The organism is Vreelandella populi, assembly GCF_003989825.1.
Lineage (GTDB): Bacteria > Pseudomonadota > Gammaproteobacteria > Pseudomonadales > Halomonadaceae > Vreelandella > Vreelandella populi.
In genome coordinates, this window is the sequence record NZ_RZHE01000015.1 from 382762 (window position 1) to 404399 (window position 21638).

The following is a 21638-nucleotide window of genomic DNA, read 5'->3' on the forward strand; positions in this document are numbered from 1 at the left end:
AATAATTAGGCCGTCAGAGCTTCTTCGTATAAAGCAATATGCTTATCAGCAGAAGTCTTTATCAAATAGTCATTTGAGTAGGCCAGTGCACTCTTGGAAAACAGGTGGTGCAGGCTATCATTTGTTAGCATTTTCTCTAATGCCTGGACATAAGACGCTTCATCCAGCTCATCGACAACAATTCCATTACATGCCTTGTGCACGATTTCAGCGCAACCGCCAACATTGGTCACTATCACAGGAAGTCCACTCAAGGTGGCCTCGATCTGCGCAATCGGCAGCCCCTCCCAGGCGGAGGACATGACAAAAACATCGGCTTCATAAAGCAGCTCATCGACATTACTAACGTTACCCAAGAATTCAATATGGGCAGATATACCTTTATCGTGTGCCAGCTGCTCAAGGCGCTCACGAAAAGGGCCTTCACCAGCAATTTTCAACTGGTAACGGACATCATCCAATTTGGCAAGCGACGATATAAGCAGCTCAAGATTCTTCTGAGCGGATAAACGTCCAACGCTTATCAACTTCACAACGTCCCCTCTCTCTTGGTCACGGCCCCTCAGCCTTTTTTGTATACGCGTTGGGGTAACGCCATTGTCAATTCTTACCACCTTTTTTCTAGAAACGCTTTCAAGGAGCTCCTTACAAGCTAGACAAATACCTATATACCGCGACACCTTCATATCTAGAATTTTATAGATGAGTGCTTTGGCTCCAAGACGAATATTATGGTGTGTATAAACAACTTTTGCTTTCTTTACGAAAAGAGAGAAAATAGCCGCATAATATAAATGACAGTGTACGATATCGGGTGAAAACTCAGACACTACTTCATTTATTCTTCTGGTACCCTGCCATGGTTTTTTGCGGGCAGCAGCGCCTATAAATCCATACTCTATTCCTTGCGATTCGAGTTCTTTTAGAAACTTTGCTTCAAAATCGCCGTCTCGTCCTGCTTCTGCTGCTCTATCCAGAAACAGAATGAACACCTCATGGCCTGCCTTAACCATCTCTACTGAAAGATCCCTGACATATATTTCAGCACCACCGGCGGCAGCAGAGGAGATAACGTGAAGAATTTTCATGAATCAACTCTTATCGAAATCATAATGGAAGCGTTGTATATCATCGCGATAAATAGATCTCACCAACTCAACCATGTCATCGTTAACATAGGCCTTACGAAAATCAGAACGATCTGAGGTGGTGTTCTCACGACCAACGTTGATTGGCTTATTCAACATGGACTCGACATGCTTTATGTCCGTATCCAGGCTTTCCACCTTGCCAACATAATCCGTCAAGAGATGGCCTTGTTCACCAACTATAAACTTACTTTGTGGCTGAAAGACAAAATCCACCTTGTTTGTATCCTGTTTGGCTAGCCACTCGAAAAGAAATCGTTCAAAACTTTCAAACTGTGGGATCTGGTACTGCTCCGGCCGGTACATACCCATGCTATTGGTCTTACCTACTTTTGCAAAACGGTAAGCTGATAAAGCGCGGTCCCAAGGGTTTCTAACAAAAGAGAATACAAAAGCTTTTCCAAAGAGTTTTGGAAAGAGCGACTGAATCTCATGAGCAGTATAATGACCTAATGTACGGCCATAAATGGCTTTATTTAAACTAGTACCCGCTGCTTTAGGAACATGTATATAAATACAATTATTACTTTTCCAGTGTGGGTATCGTCTAAAGAGATTTATCTTGTGTTTGACGTCTTTACTGGTCATTTATCTTCCTAGAAACTAGATGAGTATATTGTGACGTCACAAATGGAATAGTAAATTGCTCAAGATGCTTCTTAAGGTCATCACTCATTTTCCGAGCATTTGTGTTATTGGATATAACGTGGCTATCTTGGGGGTAGAGGCGGGCAATGGCTTGCGCCATTTGCTGGTAGTTCCCGATATCTACAAGAGTGCCAAAGCGGCCATCATCAAGTATTTCTCTCGGGCCACTAGGGCAATTTGTCGAGATCACCTGGACACCGCTTCCTAGCGCTTCGATCAATGCGTTAGGCAACCCTTCCCAACGAGACGCAAAAAGAAACAGATGATAGTGTTTTATTTTCTTCTCAATATCAGGATCGAAAGATTTAAGGTAGATACGATCACTAAGGCCTCGATTAACGATCTCTTTTTGCAGTTCATCGTACAGATCGCCTTCACCATATATATCAAGCTCAATATCAACACCCAACTCATTAACCGCATGATCAATAGCACGAATGAGCATTTGTTGATCTTTAGCTTTTGTCAATCTTCCTATATTGATTGCCTTGACTCGTTTCTTATCTCCATCGTTAATATTTTGTACCGATGGAAAAGAGTGAGGAAGTTCGTCAAAGACCGGGTTGTAAATGCAGTGCACTTTATCTTCACTAAGCTGGTAATAATCGCAAAGCGAAGTACCAGAATCTTTCGAATTTACCAGTACCATGGGTGCATTTTTACATGACAAGCCATGTAAAAAAGAAAGTAACCTTACTTGGGGGGTCCTATTTAAGTTACGATACTTTTCCGCTACATCTATTCTGACATTAGGTATGCGTAAACATCTATAAGGCCACGCTAACATACATGCAAAATATGTAATAATATTAGGAATGTCAGTAAATGATAAAACAACATCTGGGCGTTCTAATTTAATTAACTTGCTAATACCCCATGCCCGCGCCAGAGGATTAGTAGCAGAAAGCTTATTCAACTTGACATTAGCATCTAACTTGTATTCCTGACCTTCCTTTGTTTTCCAGTACACATAACTAACATCATGTCCTATATCAGCAAGGGCACTCGACAACTTGACAGCAACTTTTTCGGCACCGCCTCCACCAAACGATGAGCAAATAAATACAATCTTCATGAGGATATTTTCCTTAAACGAGTACTGGTTTTTGCAACATGAAGAGGATTAATTAATTTTATTAATTGCTTAAGCCCTTTCTTATCAAGACTGCTAAAATAAATAACCTTTAGATCAGAAAGAGTAAACATACCACTGCGTTTTCTTGCTACCAACCACGAAATATTTTTTCTATTTGAAAGTTTTTTTAAGGCAGCATTTATATTTCCCTGTTGATGACTCTTCATATACTGAATAGATGTTTTATACACGGGATGCTGGTTTTCTACGCTTGCTTTACCATAAATAACACCGCTGTTATCTAATGCATAGCATGATGTCACAATAGGCGATACCACTATTGAATCGCAATTTAGTAACAATCTGAGCCAAAGGTCACTATCTCCTCCTCGCTTACACTGTCCTGCTGGAAACCCTCCAGCGGTAATAAAAAGCTCTTTTTTGATAACAACGGCATTCGTATGAAATATATCTTTATGTGAAAATCTTTCTAATGCAATGTGATGCTCAATCTGTTCTTCCTTAGGATGAAAAAAACCGCTCTTTTCACCTTTGAAAATTTTATCTCTAGATAAACTAAAAAATTCTACTTGCTGATACTTATTAATTAACTCATACGCTGTTTGAAGATGATTAGGATACCAAATATCATCCGCATCAAGAAAAGTTATCCATTGGTAGTTAGCTTTCTCGACACCTAGATTTCTAGCTGCGTAGCCTCCTGGTCCAGGAGTATCCCTGTTATATATTGTTACCTTTTCCGACTCATAAGGCTTAATTAAATCAGTGCTCCCATCAGTGGAGCAGTCATCTATCAGAATCAGCTCGAACTCACCAAACGTTTGAGCTAGCACTGAATCAATAGCAGCTGTTACATATTCTTTCTTATTATGCACAGGTATGATTACTGTAAACATAGTTTTCCCTGCTAAATTTGGTGCTAAATGAATAAAATATGCCGGATAATTATAGAAATTAACGACCGTTCGTTATTCTCTATATAATTAAGTTCTAGCTTCTATATAAAAATGCCATAAAAACGTTTACTCTTGTAAAACAATTTTCTTACCTTCTGGTTCAGACATTTGAAAATCTTTCAGCTGCCATGGTGTAAGTAAGTTTTACAGTTCATAAAATTTCAAAACCTTTATTTTAAACAATAAGCTTGCGGTACATATCTACGAGAAGTGTGTTTTGATGATCTTTATTGTAATCTTGTTCAACTTTGGTTCGGCCTGCTTGCCCTAATTCAGACCATGATTCCGGTCGCTGAGCGAGATAAACAATTTTTTCGGCTAATTCTGTAACATTTCGCTCGGGAACAAGATAACCTGAAACTCCATTATCCACTAACTCAGGAATGCCGCTATGCAAGGTCGACAAGACGGGCATTCCTGACGCCATGGCTTCCATAAGCGAGACAGGGATTCCTTCCTGATCGCCATTCTTGGCTTTAACGCTAGGTAATATAAAAACATCTGCATCAGCCAGTAATTTTTGTACTTCGCCATGCGGTAATGCGCCATGAAGTTTTATGCAATCAGTAATTTCCAGCGAAGTAACCAAATTTTTAATTTCTTCTGATAAGGGCCCTTCGCCAATTATATCGTAGTGAAACTTAATTTCCGGATGATCCTTCTTGACTTGTGCTACTGCTTGAATGGCATAAGCGAGCCCTTTTTTTTCTACAAGCCTTGCCGTTGTAATTATTTTTAATGGTCTGGAATTTGCAACACGCTCTCGATAGCTGAAACGACTGACATCAATACCAACTCGATGTACGAAAACACGAGATTCAGGGGCGCCCATATCAAGCAATTTGTCTTTCCAAAACTCGCTTACAGGTAAAATCAGGTCAGCTTCTTCAAAAACAGGCCCGTAAATATTTTTAGAAGTATTAGCCTGTAAAGCGGCAGAAACATCATGCCCATGAAAAGTTACTACCAGTTTTTTGGCAAAGCCGAGCTTTTTTAAATAAGCACCAAACACTCCATTATGTCCGAAGTGACAATGCAGAACGTCTACGGGTTGAATATCGAGCGCTGTATTATAAATATAAGGTAAATTCAAATTAACCGAACTTTTACCGAAACGGAAAATGTTCCAGCTTCTTAAATAACTAGTATTGCCTTGAGCCAAGTGGTGCATAGTTCGGCTCAATGCGCCTTTGAAGCGACCTATTTTTTTCGAGGGAGCCTGGTAGTACCATACTCGTGATTTAAGCGCTTCCTGGTAAGAACCAAGACTTTCCCAGGCAGCATCCATTCCGCGATGTGCAAGAACGTGTACGTCAATATTGTTATCCAGCAGACCGGTCACATGCTGCATTACAAAAGTTTGGGAAGTCATTGGGAACATACTAGGCATTACGCATACACGCATTTTAATCACTTCTAATTTGTGTGGTTAAAGTAAGTTTTATATTTAACACACTTTATCTTTTAATATATTATCTATTAATAAGGATAAAGTTTTGAGAAATTTTCGAAAGATTTATACGAACTCGATTACATCTAATCTATTCATTGTCTTGCAAGGTAATTATTTATCGTGTACTTGCACTTTCTTTTTTTGCCTTATTACTACCGTAAATCATTACTTTAATCTTATTTACAAGTTTAAGTGAAAACAAAGTTGTTGCTAGTGCAACGATAGTATTTCGCGATGTAGGGGCATAAAAAAAAGCTTGTAACGCGAGCCGGCGTGCTGACTTCATGTCATTCCAATGAGAGGCCATGTGGCGGTTAGCACTTTGAACGAGGAACAGGTGAGCCACACCTTCCTTTTTCATCTGCGCTTGATGCTTCATATAAAATTGATCTCGGGCCTCAAGGTTAGCCTGAATGTTCCGTGATCGTCGAACATCAGTATTTGTCGAGATAGCTCTAATATCGTGATATCGAACAAGAGGTTCTTCAACAAAATCGAAGTGATAGTATCTAGAAATACGCAACCAGTAGTCGTAATCTTCAATCGCTAATAGGTTCTCATCAAAAAAACCAACGTTGGTGATAATATTACGACGCATCATCGTAGATGAGCCGCCATGAATACAGTTTTTAACGAGTAATATTCGATAAGCATTTCCCCTCTCAGTAGGGAGCTGAATCTCGCTATGGCCTTCGTCCATTACTGTTTCAACACCGGTATAAATTAGCCCGACTTCTGGCGGGGATTGTAAAAACAGCTCGACTTGCCTTGATAGTTTCTCTGGAAACCATTCGTCGTCGTCATCTAAAAAAGCAACAAATGATCCTTTAGCCTCACGTAAGCCTCGGTTACGTGCCGCTGCGACCCCTTGGTTTTCCTTTTGCCTAATATATTTAATTCGAGAATCATTGTATTCTTTAATTACTGAATGAGGATCATCTCGAGAGCAATCATCTATAACAAGTATTTCAATATCTTTGAACGTTTGTGCTACAACACTATCCAATGAACGATGTAGCAAATGTGCTCTGTTATATACAGGGATGATCACACTTACCATTGGAAATTTAATGTCTTTTACTTTAGCTATTTCTGGTAAATATTCGTTTTCTGCCATTACCACATTATTAAGCCAATCAACGTTTTTTTGATATTTTTCAGGTGTCGGTTTAGTTCCTCTTACACCTTTCGAATAACGCGCCAACCATCTTGTACCTTTAAGAAAGACTGACTTAAAGAGAATAGGCTGGTATTTCTTTTGCTTTAAATTAGCATCGCAGTAAATTTTTTTGTCAACCGTTTTAGCATCTTGAGCTATTCCACGATACGCTCGACTTAATGAATCTTTGTACTCTTTTTGAATGTCTTGCTCTTCCAGGATGCGAGCAATCTTATCCAGGACGTACATACGCCCTTTTAATCCCTTTAACGTTTTGCCTTTTCCACTTAACGATTCTTGGCCGGATGGAAGTTTACGGTAATAAATTGCGCCTTTATTAGTTTCTGCTAATGAAGCGCCTTGGGCAAGTGCTCGCATCATTAAATCGCCGTCTTGATTTATTATGACATCTTCATCCCATCCACCTGTTCTATCGAAAGCCTCTCTGGTCCAAAGTATAGAACTAGTTGGGTAATACCATCCTGTTAACCAGGCACTAAGCGCATCCTGATCTGGCCGGCGTTGAGCACACGATGCAGGCTTTGCAAGCCAATTTTCTTCAACTTTCTCGAGTCGGAGCCATGAACAAGCAGCGACTCCAGCTCCTTTTTTATCAAGCGCATTCGATAATGCTTCCAGTGTACCTGGACCCATAACATCATCAGCATCCATGAACATCAAAGCTGGACCCGCACTAATAGACGCACCGAAATTGCGTGATTTAGGAGCACTTCTAAATGTTTTTGAATATACACTTATTATGTCAGGAAATTTAACTGATAACTGACGGGCTATTGTTAAACTTTTATCGCTAGAGCCATCATCAATAATAATGATTTCATCAGGAAGTATGCTTTGGCTTAACAGCGAATTTACAGTTTCAGCTAGGTATGCTTCAGCGTTATGAGTGGGAATAATTACCGAAATAGCGCTCATAGTATTTTTCCATGATTATCCAAACTTTTATCTCTTGCTAGTTCAGATTAAAGAGGTCAACATTTCTTTTATGACTATCGGATCGACATACATATTCTTTTCTAGCGGATGCGCATCGCCTTCTGACTGGGCATTAATGATCCAATATTGATGTTTCATCGCAGATGCCAAGGCATAAAAATTAGGATTTGGAAAGTCAAGATCTGCTATCTCTACTATCTGGGCACCTTGAGGGCAAAACATCATGTTTGTCAATCCAGCTCCATGCGGTGCTACCAAGACAGATGTTTCTTTCATCAATGTAACCTGCTCCTGAAATGTCAGGTCTTCCATAAAAACCCGCTGAAAACCATGTGGTTCTAACAAAGACCAAATCTCTTCTTCGTTTATCAATTTGCGCCTGGATGCTTTAGCACGGCTAATAAGTATTCTTCTATATGGAGTTTCGGCTTCATGCACACCGTAAGCAGTGGGAATTAATCTGAGAAGTTCAGGGCGAAACCTGTCAGTATCCATAACTGTGAGCTGCTTTACGAATAAGGGTTGATTTTCATCATACGTTATAAAATCATCCGGATCTAAACCAAGCATACGAAGCGAGTCGTTCATTGCCGCCGTGCGGTTCGGCGGTAAAATTACCTTATGAAGCAGGTTATGATTACGCAGCCATAGCAATTTTGGTAAATGGGCTGTTAGCCAATGTGAGTGATTATGGTAAACTCGTTCAGTAACCCAAATTGCTTCTTCAATTTGCAAAGGTTCTGGCGCTTTTCTTAACACTTTCGCATGCTGTTGCTTATAGGCTACTTCGCGCATTATTAATGCGCGTCGATCATCTGTTAAAATAGCAGGGTAGTAATCGTTACCTTTATCTGGATTGTTAAACCAAGTTACCAAACAATTTGGCAAGGTAGCTATAATGGTTTCGTCGCTATATCGGTGAGGCACGTCATTAAAAGAGTAGCCCCACCACCCTTTTTCATCCGGTAAATCTTTTTTCGACTCAATATTATAGGGCAGTGGGTTGTAAGCCCTTTCTTTTTTATGAACTATTTGGTAACTACCAACATTTTTCTTATTGTTATTTCTATCAAAATAATTTTTTATTGTTTCTTTTTGCATCCCACGATATGCAAACCAATTTGGAAGTAGTCCGAAAGAAACTGCTTTATCAAAAACGATACCGGTTTTTATCAACAGATTTGTTTTTATAGATATTTCTTTTGGACTTTTCCCACCAGGTGAAGTTGCTCTTTGGTTTTGCGTAAAGCTTGTTCTCATATTGCATCCCTTTTATTAAATTTAATTATGTCCATCGATAAAACAAAACGCCTACGCTTATAGTAATATCGCTGCTATAATCAAGGTGTTTAAATATGCATCTTCACCTAAACTTAAGGTTTTTAGATTCTTATTAAAGGCATTTCTGCTTTCAAGCAGCACTTCTTTATATTCAGGAAAAGTGCTCTTTCTAAAGGCTAATTAAAGACGCCTTTAAATTAATCAAGACATACTAAAATGTCATTTCTCTATGGCTGTAGAACGGCATGAATTGTACGCCTTAAGAAGCTTATTAAGCGTATAAAAGCCTAATATGGTCATTTGTAACTTGTGTGGTATAACTTCATGCCTTGATTTTATTGTCGTAGCGGCTCAAGCGGGGTTCAATTTTAAAGAACCCCATACCTAATGCCGAGAGACAGAGGTTCTATATTGTTAAAAAAACCTTCTTGCTTTATGCATGTTCAGCCATTCGCCTGAACATATCGTTACGTGCTGCCAACTCATCATGGCTGCCCTGGTCTATCACTTTGCCATCGGCCAGCAGATAAATACTGTCGCACTGTTTTACCGTTGCCAGGCGATGCGCAATCATGATGATGGTCTTCTTGCCGGCGAAATTATGAATGGCATCCATTACTAGTTTTTCGGTAATACCATCCAACGAACTCGTCGCTTCATCGAGCACCAGCACATCCGCATCATCATATAACGCCCGGGCTATGCCGATACGCTGACGCTGACCGCCGGAGAGCTGAATGCCGCGCTCGCCTACCCCTGTATCCAACCCATCCGGCAACCTCTCCAGAAATTCATCCAGAAGCGCCATCTTGGCGGCTTTCTCTACGCGTTCATTGTCGATCTCTTCCAGCGGTAGCCCGAAAGCGATGTTTTCTCGGATGCTCGCATCCGACAGAAAAATGCTTTGCGATACAAAGCCAACGTTATTCTGCCACGCTCGCAGCGCCTGACCACTGAGCGGCTCGCCGTCTACTTTCAACGCACCACTTTGTGGTGTAATTAAGCCCAGCAGGATATCGATGGTAGTAGATTTGCCTGAACCGCTGGAGCCCACTAATCCAATCACGTGATTTACGGGTATCTCTAGCGTCAAGCCGCTCAGCGCTTTCTTCTCTGTACCCGGGTAACAGAAATGGATGTTATCCAGTGTGATGTTCTGCTTGGGCGCGAGTTTGCCTGCCTTGTAGGCGTGCTGAATTTGTATATTGTGCTTACTAGCCGTCAGGTCCTCCTCTAATATATCGAAGGATGCAATGTTGCCTTTAATGGTTGCTAGGCTGGCGTAGATCTGCTGGAAGGCTGGCAGCAGTTTAAAACCTGCCAGAGCATAAATGGAAAGAATCGGCAGAATATCGCCCAAGTTACCTTCGTAGGCGGCTAGCAGATACAGTACCAGGAAGATCACTGCACCAAAGGCCAAAAGCTCCATTCCATAGCGCGGCACTTGAGAAAGTGCGATTGTAACGCCTTTCGCCCTGGCAAACTTTCGGCTGGTCACTTCAAAGCGCTGATTGAAATCTGCCTGGCGGCCAAGCAATAGCGTGTCCTTGATGCCACCGAAACCTTCGTTCATCAACTTGAAGCGAACTCTGCTAGTGGAGGAGATAGTTTTGCCGTTACTTGCCAGCCGCTTACGAGCCGTATGAAAAAGCCCCCAATACGCTATGCCGAAAAGTATTACACCGGCTATCGCCACCACAGGATTGAATATAAAAATCGCTGTCGTCATGACCAGCGCCAGGGTCCCCTTGGCATTCATTTTCATTAACGGTTGGATGACACTGCCGGTAACTCGCGAAGCTTCCTGAGAGACTTTGTTGATGAGCTGGCTGCTGCTACCACTAGCGTGGAAAAGCCATGGCTGCTGCATATAGTGCTGGAAGAGACGAACAGATAGCTCCGCGCCGACTTGCTGGGCATAGAGCGACAGCCGCCAAGTGACGTAAATAGAGACCGCAGCGGCACCCGCCAAGGCTATAATTACCGCAACCCCCAACCAAAAAATAAACTGCCGAGGGGTTTCCATGCCACTGGCCTGATAAAGCTGTGCTAGCGTACCGTCACCCTCCAGACGGCCGATATCACCCACTACTGCCATGAAAGGGCCAATCGCGGCTACGCCCGCTACTTCGGCAAAGGCCATTAGCACTACAAGCACTTGCAGGCTGAGAAGTTTCTTACGCTGCTCCCTGGTGAGTAGTTTCCAAAGCCGTTGAACACGGTTAAACATATAAAACCTACCATCAATAGTTAAAAAGAATAAGATATGGGCGCCCAACAGTTGATGGGAAAACTAGCAACTATCCTGTCTTATCATCTTGATGCTAGTGATCACGCTGTCCTGCTGTTGCGCCCAACCGAGTAGTAGGTAAAGCCTTTCTTGAGCATACGTGCCGGCTGGAACATATTGCGCCCATCAAATAGCGTCGGCTGACTTAACTGAGATTTGATGAGGTCAAAATTAGGGGCGCGGAAGCTCTGCCATTCAGTAACAATCACCAGTGCATCCGCCCCCTTCAGAACGGCTTCTTTGGTGCCACAAAGTGCCAGGTCATCACGCGTACCGTAAATACGCTGCGTCTCTTCCATGGCTTCTGGATCGTATGCCTGCACCTTAGCGCCAGCCTGCCACAAAGCCTCCATCAGCACCCGACTTGGCGCCTCGCGCATATCGTCGGTATTCGGCTTGAAAGAGAGCCCCCATAAAGCAAAGGTCTTGCCTTCAAGCTGCCCTTCGAAGTGGCGATGTATTTTCGCGAACAGTGTGGTTTTCTGTTCATGGTTACGAGCTTCAACGGCCTTTAGTACCTTGGCGTCAAAATCAATGGCGCCAGCTGTGCGAATCAGCGCCTGAACGTCCTTTGGGAAACATGAGCCCCCGTAACCTACCCCAGGGTAGATAAAGTGGTAGCCGATACGCGGATCGGAACCGATCCCTTGACGAACCATCTCGATGTCGGCACCTAGCAGCTCGGAGAGATTAGCTATCTCGTTCATGAAGCTGATTTTGGTCGCCAACATGCAGTTAGCCGCATATTTGGTGAGCTCTGCACTTCTTACATCCATGACGATAACTTTGTCATGGTTGCGGTTGAACGGCGCATACAGCTCGCGCATCACCTCAACAGTGGCTTCGTTCTCGGTACCAATAATAATTCGGTCGGGTTTCTGGCAATCAGCAACGGCACTGCCCTCTTTCAAAAACTCCGGATTGGATACAACATCGAAGTTCAGATCCTCTCGATTACGCTTGGCGAGGACCTCCGCTACTTTGGCTCTCACCTTGTCGGCAGTACCCACTGGCACGGTTGATTTATCAATGATGATTTGTTCGCACTGCATGTGTTCGGCAATGGTTTGGGCTACTGACAGGACATATTTAAGATCAGCCGAGCCATCCTCGTCAGGCGGCGTTCCGACAGCAATAAACTGTACTTGGCCATGCTTGACGCCTGCCTCTGCGTCGGTAGTGAATTCTAACCGGCCCGCTGCATAGTTCTCTCGTACCAGTGATTCAAGACCAGGCTCATAAATAGGGATGTGCCCCTGATTGAGTTGCTGAACCTTATTGACGTCCACATCAACACATACAACGTGGTGTCCTACATCAGCCAAAATAGCGCCTTGCACCAAGCCTACATAGCCTGTTCCAAATACCGTGACGTTCATGCCATTCCTTCCCTATTCTTTGTACGTTTTACCACTGCGCAGATGCAGTACCCAGCCGCGGTTGCGATCACACTTGATAATAATCACGGTACCAGGCAACAAAGTTAGCAACCCCTTCTTTTACTGGCGTTGCGGGCTGGTAATTAACGGCATTTTTGAGCTCACTGCTATCCGCATAGGTATCTGGAACGTCGCCTGGCTGGAGCGGCAAGAGATCTTGTTTCGCGGTTTTATTTAACGCATGCTCAAGCGCCTCAATGTAAGCACTTAGCTTCACTGGGTTATTATTGCCAATATTGAACAAGCGGTAAGGAGCATTACTAGTGGCCGGATCTGGATCATCGCTGTTCCAGTCCGCATTAGGTTCGGCAATTTGGTCGCTGGCTCGGATCACGCCTTCCACAATATCAGCTACGTAGGTGAAATCACGAGTATGGTTGCCATGGTTGAACACGGTAATCGGCTCATCCGCTAACATGCTTTTAGTAAACTTAAACAGCGCCATGTCCGGCCGCCCCCAAGGCCCATACACTGTAAAGAAGCGGAGTCCTGTGGTCGGCAAGCTAAATAGATGGCTATAACTGTGTGCCATCATTTCATTGGCTTTTTTGGTGGCTGCATAAAACTGAAGCGGATGATTGGCACCATCATGCTCAGAAAACGGCATGTTGGTATTAGCACCATAAACAGAACTAGTGCTGGCGTAAGTTAAATGTGGTGTTTTAGCGTAGCGACAGGCTTCCAGCACGTTGGTAAACGCGATGATGTTGCTTTCCACATAGCTATGGGGGTTTTCAATAGAGTAACGAACACCCGCTTGTGCTGCTAGATGAATAACACGATCAAATTTATGCTCTTCAAAACAGTCTGTTACCGCTTTTTGATCCGCTAGATTTTTGCGAATGAAATGAAACGGAGTTCCTGTCTTTTCGGATAGAGAGCGTAGTTCCTCAAGACGACGCTCTTTAATATCAACGTCGTAATAATCATTAACGCTATCAAAGCCGACGACTTCATCGCCTCTTTCTAATAGACGACTAGCGGTATGAAAGCCGATAAAACCTGCTACGCCGGTTACAAGAATCTTCATATTCATCTTCCTTTAAATGCTTTACATCACCTACTGATATTTGTAGGTACCGTATCCGTAGTAACCCGACGCGCCTCTAGAGGAGATTTTAACGCCGTTCAAAATTGCACCTTGTATTTCGAGCCCACTACCTTCAAGGCGCTTTTTCGCCATTCGTATTTCACTAACTGAGTTTTTATCGAATCTTGTTACCAGCAGGGTAGTTCCACAATATTTACCTGCGACACAGGCGTCTGTTACAGCGAGGACAGGCGGAGTGTCCACAATTACCATGTCGTACATTTCGCTTAGGTCTTCCAGCGCTTGCTCAAACCCAGGCCGCATCAATAATTCAGACGGGTTGCTCGCCGCTACACCCCGGGTAATAACATCATAATGAGCAATCCCTGTGGGCTTAATAATATCTTCAAGCGTTAATTCACCACTGAGAAACTCAACTAGGCCACCTGCACTCTCTTGGCCAAAGGCATGATGTACACTGCCTTTGCGAAGGTCTGCATCAATGATGAGAACTTTCTTGCCCGCCATTGCCGATATAGCACCCAAGTTAACACTGACAAAGCTTTTACCTATACCAGGACTTGGCCCAGTCAGCATGATGCGATTATTACGCCCATCCATCATGGTAAAGTGCAGACTGGTACGTAACCCACGGAGCGACTCTAGGGATAGATCCATCGGTTCTCGTTGAGCCAACACACCACCCACCACGCTTTTCGACGTCTTTTTCCCGCGCCGTTTTAGCTCCCGGTTAAGTTTATGCTGTGCTGCAGACTGCGGTACGGTCGCGTAAACCGTCAGGCCAACACTTTCTAACTGCTCGGTGGATTCAATGCCCCGTTTTAGCAGCTCTTTCAATAATATATATCCGATAATAAGCAGTAAGCCTAAAACGGTGTAAAGAACGAAAATGCGTGCGACGTTAGGGGCAATTTGACCATTGAGTACAGCGCTATCAATGATACGAATATTGCCGATAGTACCTGCGCGGGCCACCTCTAACTCTTGTACTTTGTTAAGAATATTAACGTATATGGCTTGGGTAACTTCTACATCCCGAGTGCGCCTCAGCACTTCTTGCTGAGCTGCGGGTAGTTCGTTCACTCTGGCATTGAGTTGCTGTAAGTCACGTTCAATCTGGCGTCGTTGACGAAGTAGTGCTTGATAATTGGGGTGGCTGGGCGTAAAGCGCTGTGCAAGCTCGGCTTCTTGAAATTCCAGTTCATCAAGGCGTGTATCGAGCTCGATATAACGCTGAATGGCTGCCTGTGCCTCACTACTGAGATCCACGCTGTCTAGATTGGCGCGGTAATCATTAAGATTTTGCTCTGCTAAATCGAGCTGCTCACGCAGCTCTGGCGCTTGCTGCTGGAGGAACTCTAAACTTTGCTGCGCCTGCTCGGATTGACGCTCTATATTTTGGGTCAGGAAGGTTTGCGCTACGGCATCTAAACTGCGGGTAATCTCACTGGGCTCTTCGCCAATCATCATTAAGCGAATCATGCCCGTTGTGGTACCGCCTCCGGCAACTTCAGCTACTTGCAATCGACTCGCAATACCACGAATAGCCGATGGTTTGTGCTGGCGGGTCAGTACATACTGCGCCCCCTCGGCAGCGTCGAAGCTTTCAATAGTGAGTTCAAGACCACCCTCATAAAATACTTCCGGGCGTCCTATTGTTCCCGTTACCCCACGACTATCCCCTCGCATGACATAGTAGGTGTCTCTGGGGCCACGCTCTACGGTAAATCTTTGCCCTCGATGACTATCATCGATATTAAAACGGGCTACATTGATACTTTCATTTCCCCATACATGCGGGTAACCCTTCATAAAGTCAGGACGGGGTATGCCTCTACGTAATACCAAGCCACCGATAAAAGGTACTTCCACTGGCGAAATATTGAAATCGCTACCCACTCGGTCTACCACCTGACCCAACACCATCCGAGACTGCAGGATTTGCAGCTCTGCTGAGGTATTAAACTCTCCTGAAGCTGGGCCGGTAATACTCTCAACAGCCCCAAGGGGGCTAACGGTATTGCGCCTTTCAACTTGTACTAAGGCATCAGCTTGATAAATCGGTGTTACCAACATACCGTGCAAAATACCGATAAAAGCGAACAATAAAGTAAAACCGATAATGAGCCACTTCTTTCTAAAAAGTGCACCAAACATTCGGCTTAAATCTATCGTCTCTTCCGGAGTACTCTTTTGTGATGTGTCTGACATTGGCTCTATCGCTACACTCTCTGTCACACACCGTTTAGGCGTATGAAAATGGATAATTAAAAAGCTTTAAATTGTTTACCACACGCTTGTACCGCCGGTGTTTTTAAGCTTTTCTCGCCAGGCTAAACTTGCCGTTTTGATTGTGTCATAAACTAGCCGACAGACTTCATCGCTACGCTGATAAGGATCAGGAATATCTCGGTCGTCGATTGGCTTATCTTTTCGCCACATTCCAAACATTAACGTTTTTCCTAACATCTCAGGCCATTTTTGGGCAATTATCTGCCGCTGCTTGGCGCTCATTACGAGCACCAGGTCAGCATTGTTCAATAGATTGCGATCTAATTGCCGCGCTTGATGTTGGCTGAGGTCGTACCCATCTGCTTGAGCAAGCGCAGCGATACGCTGATCCGCGCCCCCTTGCCCGGCTGCCAGACCTGCCGATGTTACTTCGATATCGGCAAGCCCCTGCTGCAACATGGCTGCTGCAACCGGGCTTCTACAGATATTACCGGTACAAACTACCAGGATACGTTTTGTCATATTAAAGTAGGTCGTTAAGCCCATCACTGCTATTACCCAGATCAGCAGGCAAATTGAGTGAGGGTAGGAGTAGGCTAATAACACGGTTCCAACGAGCTAGCGGTGCGGTTGTTACGTAAACCACATCTTTGGGCTCTAATTGGAAATTACTTGCCATCGCTAAGGAGATCGCATTGCTAATATCTAGCTGATAAACAGTGGCGATTTTTGCAGCGCCAGGCTCATTACGACGTAGCACAAAGATACCCGAAGGCTTGGCGGTCTGTTCATTGACCCCGCCGGCACGCGCCAATGCATCAGTAAGAGATAAACGCTCGCGGTTCATACGTAGGTTACCGGGCGACCGCACCTGTCCCAACATGGCCACACCTTGGTTATCAGCGCTGGGGATATGCAATAGATCACCGTCTCTGAGCAGCCGATTTTGACGTTGATCCCCTTCACTTATCAGAGAAAAAAGCGATAACTCCTCTTCTGTACCATTGCGGAAGAGAAACATTTCATGCCAAAAAGCGTTCTCAGTTGGCCCGCCTACTTCGTTAACGGCATCCAGTATGGTCATTGGCAAGTTAGTAACGGGGACTGATCCAGGCGATGAGACCGCACCGGTCACGTGAAACCGCTTGGAATTATACGCAGCAATAAAGACGTCTATTTGAGGCTCTGTCAGAAAGCTACCCAGGCCCCGAGTCAGTTGAAGACGAATCTCTTCAGTGGTTTTTCCTATAACATTCACACGCCCTATGAATGGATAGAAAATAGTACCATCGGAGCGCACTATATTCCCTGCCTCCACAGCGCTACGTTCACCACCTGTCGGAATAGTTAATTCAGGGTGGTCATAAACGACGATACTTAAAACGTCGCCTACACCTACCCTATACTCATAGTTATTTATTTCATCGCGTAGCTCTTGAGTGACTGGATGCACACGTCGTTCTTGAGATTCCTGACTCCACACTAATTCTGGTGTAATAGGCTTGATATCGACCAGTTGCGATAGGTCCGGCGGCTCCGGAGCATCGTAATCAATATCGCCTCCAGGCGCGATAGCGCAACCAGCCACCAGCAAGGCAACTGAGACCACAATTAGCAAGCGAAAAATAGTTTGTTTTCTCATGACAACGTTTACCTGAATGCAGAGTGAGCGAAAGGTTGTGCCAGCTCTATTACCGCTAGAGCCTAGTTTTCAGATTTCCTTATCTATATTTAGCGCTTTTCATCATGCTGAAATTTTTACACGCTACCGCCCCGAGGTTTTATTGGCGCATCCTCGAGGCCGGCAAATTTATTAATACGATTTTCTTCATGGGGCAAACCCATGGTTAAAAGATATTTACTAAATGCCCTACTTAGGGCAAAACCCAACCATTAAACCTTACCCCTACCGGTGGCTCAGCTTAATGACGTCAACTGTTCTGTTACTTGTATTAAGACCAATACCTTCAGACGTTAATTCTGTTTACTATGCACACTATCTATAACAAAACTCACTTCAGGTATTACCCTTGAATTTTCCAACGAACTACTTTTCATCGATTGACTTTCATTATTTTTTTCATAGCGTTCACTTACATCTCCTGAAGCGACCGCAGTATTCATTGGTGATTTACTGATGGTGTGTTGGGTAGCTGTAGACATCCAAAAATGATCGACAATATCTGACTGCGGCTGGTAAGCGGTAGGCGCAGCTATTAATAACTCGCGTATTCTTGCAGCATCCTGCGTTTTGCACGCCACTTCTAGTTCAGACAGCATTGGCTCAAGTACTGACCAAGGCAAAAAGTCTTCTGATGCTGTCATTATTCGAGGATGCCGCGTCTTCTCAGCACTATCTGTTGCTAGAAGTTCTTCATATAACTTTTCACCTGGTCGCAGACCAGTAAACCGGATAGATATTTCACCTTTCTTCTCAACTATCTTTTCAGATTCTTGAGCGGGTACTGTCTTTGCATCGGAAGGGACAGACATAAAGCGAAAATTTAACCCCGAAAGTTTAACCATTCGGATAGCAAGCTCTACAATCTTTACCGGTTTACCCATATCCAGAACAAATACATCTCCTCCTGTTGCCATACCGCTGGCTTGAATAACAAGCTGGGCAGCTTCAGGAATGGTCATGAAGTAACGAGTAATATCGGGATGGGTAACAGTGATGGGGCCACCCTTCTCGATTTGCTTTCGGAAGAGAGGAACGACAGAGCCCGATGAACCTAGCACGTTGCCAAAACGCACCATCGAAAAACGTGTGTTCGTTTGTTCATCAGCGCATGCCTGACAAATTAATTCTGCCATTCGCTTACTAGCGCCCATCACGTTAGTTGGGCGTACGGCTTTGTCCGTAGAAACCAGGACAAAAGACTCAACGCCCTCCTTAATGGCTGCCTTGGCGACTTCCATTGTTCCAAAGACGTTATTCAGCACCCCTTCTGCTGGGTTAAATTCAACAAGAGGCACATGCTTATAAGCGGCAGCATGATAAATAGTATCGGTTTCAAAGGTACGCATCAGGCGTGAGATAACATCGCCATTGCGAACAGAGGCCAGTGCGGGCTTCACTTCAACATTAAGATTTTCTTTATTAATTATCTGAGCAAGATCCTGGTCGATTTGATAAAGCGAATATTCAGATGAATCGACAATGATTAATCTTTCAGGATGCAGGCGAACAATCTGACGGCATAGCTCACTACCAATAGAGCCTCCCGCGCCCGTCACCATTACCGACTTATGAGTAATATTCGCTCCCATTAACTTAGGATCGGGCGGCACGGGGTCTCTGCCTAATAAATCTTCTACACGAACATCACGGAGCTCATTGAATTTAGCTTTACCTGAAATAATATCTGCCATATCAGGTATGGTTTGCACTGGAATCGATAGTGGCTCAATAGATTCAATGATTTCCTGGCGGCGCGCCCGCGTTGCTTCTGGAATAGCCAGTAAAAATTTTTCTACACCAAAATTCTCGATCAATGTTGGTGTAGATTCTGGGCTATAAACTCTTAATCCCTGTACATGCGTACCTTGAAGGAGAGGCGCATAGTCGACAAAGCCCACAGGTTCGTAATCCCGACCATGACGCAAAGAAACTACCAGCTGACGCCCGGCAGCACCGGCGCCATATATTAGTACTCTGGTTTTTTGAAGTTGTTGTCCGCGCTGATACATCAATCTCAGAGCTAACCGTATGCCGCCGATGGTTATAAACGCCAGCATCGTGTAAATGAAAGGCACGGAGCGGGGAACAGGTAAATTGAGAGCCATGCTGACAACGTATAGCGTCAATGCAGACCCAAAAGCGCCTGCTAAAAGCGCCTGCAGCGCTTTCATACCCATAAAGCGTACGATTGAGCGATAAAAGCCCAGCCGTATAAAAATAAAAAGGCTGACAGGAATCATAACAGGCAAGGCGAGCCACACTGACTTATCAGTCAGGAACTCCAACGAGTCTAACCGTAAGAGCATTGCCAGGAAGAAGCTGGCAACGATCAAGAAGGTATCGACTATGAGTTGAATTAGCTGCTTCCGGCGCCTTGTCAGGCCAAATAACGCTTCGATAACAAACATCATAGTGATGTTCCTATATTGAATTCACCTGCAACCTGTCAGCCCGTCATTAATAACAATCATGTTACGCAGCCTTACCGCACACCCTGATTGTTACAAATCTCAATCGCATCAACTGTGTAGCATGCAGATGGATTGATTAAGCACCAAATGATAGCTGAATGTCGTAAAATTACAATTTTAAACATTTGCTTACGCTTAATATTTCACCAAATACTCAATAAATCTCAATAAAATCAATATTTTAATTCGACTTATCAGTATTTTTTTCACCCTACACAGCTCAAATTTACAAGCTAATGTTTTTACCTTACTCCCTTTCTAATTACCTTTCTACACGCTTTGTTTACATTTGGCAACAATTTTGCTCGCCAGCATTCAGCCAACCCCTACATAAACGATCAGTTATTTAGAAATTGCTAATGTAAAAACCCTCATTTTCCATAGTTATCAATCTCATTAACAACCCCTAAGTCATTAAATGGTATTTAATCGATTACTAGCTTATGTGGCTTTCATGCTTAGTTTGTGGGATTTATTCACTTAATTCCTGGAAAATCAGACAATTGGCTCGTACTTTTGTAGCTAAAAAAGATGAACAAGCATCATAAATAAAATAATAGATACGAATTCAGTAAAAGTTTCTCTATTTACATAGTATTAAGTGAGTCACCGAAATCTTTTACGAACTCATCTAAAACATTAAATAGAGCCCGCCTGATCGGCTCTGCTTCGTTCACCAGATGATGACGGGCTTCTGGATGGCGGTGAATTTCTGCAGCGGTAAACTTCTCTGCCAGAACGGTCAAGTTCCACTGCCAATCCACCGTCAGGTCCTGTTCGCCCTGTAAAATTAGTGTTGGCACATCAACAGGTTCAAGTGCCAGCAGGCGCGGCATCCAGCGGCGCATGGCGCTCACCCATGCAACACTTAGCCGCTCGGGTTGGAGGGGGTCGCGGTCACGCAGAAATTCGGCAAACGCTTCGTCGGTAGAGTTGGGCCGGTATTTACGTGGCAAATCCTTTAAAAACGGGCTGGCGATAAGGTGAATCCAACTGGCCTGACTCCATCGCCAGGGGCGCACTAGTGGCGCCAACAGCACCAGGCCGTCCCAGCCAGCCTGTTCGCGGCGGGTCAGGGCATCGGTGGCTAAAATAGCCGCTCCGGTGCTCTGACCCACGCCAAGCCACGGCTTGGGGGCCATCTCCAGCGTCTGCAGGGTATTTTGCATATGCGTTAGGCAATGCTGATAGTCGTCGAAATCTTCGATTTGTGCTCGCGGGCCGCTCGAAAGCCCGTGGCCTGGCAGATCCCAAAGCACCACTCGCCAGCCTTTGCCCAGCAGGTGGGCCAGCAGATGGCGATAAAGCCCTAAATGATCAAAGTAGCCGTGCACCACAAACGCCGTGCCGGACGGCTTGGGCGGGCTCCAGACCTGGCACCATAGGCTAAACCGTCCGGTATCGATAAACCCTGCGTGCACCTCACCGGTGTCTTCTAATAGTGTTTCCAGGCCATAGTGCAGGAAATAGTCCTGCACGACGTTCCAAAGCGTCCCATCCGGTATCAATTGAGCAAACGCTGATTCGCCTGCCACTTGCCGAAACAAGCCTTCCAGCTGTTGGAAATCCTGCATCCCTATCTCTCCGTGAACGCCCTACTTCCATTGTTTTAAGAAGGCCAGCCTAGGCGTCCTTCTCATCATTTGGTCGAGCATTATGCTGCTTTCGGGTCTACGCTGTTTACATGCCCGTACAGTTATGGAAGTATTTTCCATAAATACTGTTTTTATTCTGGCCGTGGCCATTTTACAGCCCACGGGCATCTTCACAGGA

15 protein-coding genes are annotated in these 21638 nt (G+C 44.4%); all 15 read right to left on the reverse strand.

Going from position 1 to position 21638, the window contains the following annotated elements; translation table 11 throughout:
- Window positions 1-5: 5 nt before the first annotated feature.
- The 15 genes from ELY25_RS16395 to ELY25_RS16465 all read right to left on the reverse strand — a co-directional run bounded on the left by ELY25_RS16395 (window position 6) and on the right by ELY25_RS16465 (window position 21439).
- Complete coding sequence (locus ELY25_RS16395; protein ID WP_126952329.1) at window positions 6-1088, reverse strand: glycosyltransferase family 4 protein; 1083 nt, start codon at window positions 1086-1088, stop codon at window positions 6-8.
- Between the two features lie 3 nt (window positions 1089-1091).
- Window positions 1092-1736, reverse strand: a complete 645-nt coding sequence (locus tag ELY25_RS16400) for a sulfotransferase family 2 domain-containing protein (protein WP_126952330.1) — start codon at window positions 1734-1736, stop codon at window positions 1092-1094.
- Window positions 1726-2871, reverse strand: a complete 1146-nt coding sequence (locus ELY25_RS16405; RefSeq protein ID WP_126952331.1) for a glycosyltransferase — start codon at window positions 2869-2871, stop codon at window positions 1726-1728. Before ELY25_RS16405 ends, ELY25_RS16400 begins: the two co-directional genes overlap by 11 nt.
- Window positions 2868-3788, reverse strand: a complete 921-nt coding sequence (locus ELY25_RS16410) for a glycosyltransferase family A protein (RefSeq protein ID WP_126952332.1) — start codon at window positions 3786-3788, stop codon at window positions 2868-2870. Before ELY25_RS16410 ends, ELY25_RS16405 begins: the two co-directional genes overlap by 4 nt.
- A 235-nt stretch (window positions 3789-4023) precedes the next feature.
- Window positions 4024-5220 (reverse strand): glycosyltransferase, encoded by a 1197-nt coding sequence (locus tag ELY25_RS16415; protein ID WP_185856158.1) that lies wholly within the window; start codon window positions 5218-5220, stop codon window positions 4024-4026.
- Between the two features lie 196 nt (window positions 5221-5416).
- Window positions 5417-7396 (reverse strand): glycosyltransferase family 2 protein, encoded by a 1980-nt coding sequence (locus ELY25_RS16420; protein WP_126952334.1) that lies wholly within the window; start codon window positions 7394-7396, stop codon window positions 5417-5419.
- A gap of 42 nt (window positions 7397-7438) precedes the next feature.
- Window positions 7439-8677 (reverse strand): glycosyltransferase family 61 protein, encoded by a 1239-nt coding sequence (locus tag ELY25_RS16425; RefSeq protein ID WP_126952335.1) that lies wholly within the window; start codon window positions 8675-8677, stop codon window positions 7439-7441.
- A gap of 454 nt (window positions 8678-9131) precedes the next feature.
- Window positions 9132-10928 carry an ABC transporter ATP-binding protein gene (locus tag ELY25_RS16430; RefSeq protein WP_126952336.1) on the reverse strand — a complete coding sequence of 599 codons (1797 nt, stop codon included), beginning with the start codon at window positions 10926-10928 and terminating at the stop codon, window positions 9132-9134.
- 101 nt (window positions 10929-11029) lie between these two features.
- On the reverse strand, window positions 11030-12367 hold the full coding sequence (locus tag ELY25_RS16435; protein ID WP_126952337.1) for a UDP-glucose dehydrogenase family protein: 1338 nt from the start codon (window positions 12365-12367) through the stop codon (window positions 11030-11032).
- Between the two features lie 67 nt (window positions 12368-12434).
- Entirely contained in the window at window positions 12435-13457 is a 1023-nt protein-coding gene (locus ELY25_RS16440; protein ID WP_126952338.1) for an NAD-dependent epimerase, read from the reverse strand.
- A 30-nt stretch (window positions 13458-13487) separates the two neighbouring features.
- Entirely contained in the window at window positions 13488-15689 is a 2202-nt protein-coding gene (locus tag ELY25_RS16445; RefSeq protein WP_126952339.1) for a polysaccharide biosynthesis tyrosine autokinase, read from the reverse strand.
- Window positions 15690-15764: 75 nt separating this feature from the next.
- Window positions 15765-16256, reverse strand: coding sequence for a low molecular weight protein-tyrosine-phosphatase (locus ELY25_RS16450; RefSeq protein ID WP_221885512.1), 492 nt, complete (start codon window positions 16254-16256; stop codon window positions 15765-15767).
- The gene (locus tag ELY25_RS16455) at window positions 16234-17352 is read right to left on the reverse strand and encodes a polysaccharide export protein (RefSeq protein ID WP_126952340.1); all 1119 of its coding nucleotides are present in this window, start codon (window positions 17350-17352) and stop codon (window positions 16234-16236) included. The genes ELY25_RS16450 and ELY25_RS16455 overlap by 23 nt, the downstream gene beginning before the upstream one ends.
- Window positions 17353-17684: 332 nt before the next feature.
- Entirely contained in the window at window positions 17685-19805 is a 2121-nt protein-coding gene (locus ELY25_RS16460) for a polysaccharide biosynthesis protein (protein ID WP_126952341.1), read from the reverse strand.
- A 647-nt stretch (window positions 19806-20452) separates the two neighbouring features.
- Entirely contained in the window at window positions 20453-21439 is a 987-nt protein-coding gene (locus ELY25_RS16465) for an alpha/beta hydrolase (protein ID WP_126952342.1), read from the reverse strand.
- Window positions 21440-21638: the final 199 nt, after the last annotated feature.

What these genes read in the sequence shown, in the direction of transcription:
- ELY25_RS16395 (WP_126952329.1), bottom strand. Translation starts at nt 1,088, where the DNA reads ATGAAAATTCTTCACGTTATCTCCTCTGCTGCCGCCGGTGGTGCTGAA.
- ELY25_RS16400 (WP_126952330.1), bottom strand. Translation starts at nt 1,736, where the DNA reads ATGACCAGTAAAGACGTCAAACACAAGATAAATCTCTTTAGACGATAC.
- ELY25_RS16405 (WP_126952331.1), bottom strand. Translation starts at nt 2,871, where the DNA reads ATGAAGATTGTATTTATTTGCTCATCGTTTGGTGGAGGCGGTGCCGAA.
- ELY25_RS16410 (WP_126952332.1), bottom strand. Translation starts at nt 3,788, where the DNA reads ATGTTTACAGTAATCATACCTGTGCATAATAAGAAAGAATATGTAACA.
- ELY25_RS16415 (WP_185856158.1), bottom strand. Translation starts at nt 5,220, where the DNA reads ATGACTTCCCAAACTTTTGTAATGCAGCATGTGACCGGTCTGCTGGAT.
- ELY25_RS16420 (WP_126952334.1), bottom strand. Translation starts at nt 7,396, where the DNA reads ATGAGCGCTATTTCGGTAATTATTCCCACTCATAACGCTGAAGCATAC.
- ELY25_RS16425 (WP_126952335.1), bottom strand. Translation starts at nt 8,677, where the DNA reads ATGAGAACAAGCTTTACGCAAAACCAAAGAGCAACTTCACCTGGTGGG.
- ELY25_RS16430 (WP_126952336.1), bottom strand. Translation starts at nt 10,928, where the DNA reads ATGTTTAACCGTGTTCAACGGCTTTGGAAACTACTCACCAGGGAGCAG.
- ELY25_RS16435 (WP_126952337.1), bottom strand. Translation starts at nt 12,367, where the DNA reads ATGAACGTCACGGTATTTGGAACAGGCTATGTAGGCTTGGTGCAAGGC.
- ELY25_RS16440 (WP_126952338.1), bottom strand. Translation starts at nt 13,457, where the DNA reads ATGAAGATTCTTGTAACCGGCGTAGCAGGTTTTATCGGCTTTCATACC.
- ELY25_RS16445 (WP_126952339.1), bottom strand. Translation starts at nt 15,689, where the DNA reads ATGTCAGACACATCACAAAAGAGTACTCCGGAAGAGACGATAGATTTA.
- ELY25_RS16450 (WP_221885512.1), bottom strand. Translation starts at nt 16,256, where the DNA reads ATGGGCTTAACGACCTACTTTAATATGACAAAACGTATCCTGGTAGTT.
- ELY25_RS16455 (WP_126952340.1), bottom strand. Translation starts at nt 17,352, where the DNA reads ATGAGAAAACAAACTATTTTTCGCTTGCTAATTGTGGTCTCAGTTGCC.
- ELY25_RS16460 (WP_126952341.1), bottom strand. Translation starts at nt 19,805, where the DNA reads ATGATGTTTGTTATCGAAGCGTTATTTGGCCTGACAAGGCGCCGGAAG.
- ELY25_RS16465 (WP_126952342.1), bottom strand. Translation starts at nt 21,439, where the DNA reads ATGCAGGATTTCCAACAGCTGGAAGGCTTGTTTCGGCAAGTGGCAGGC.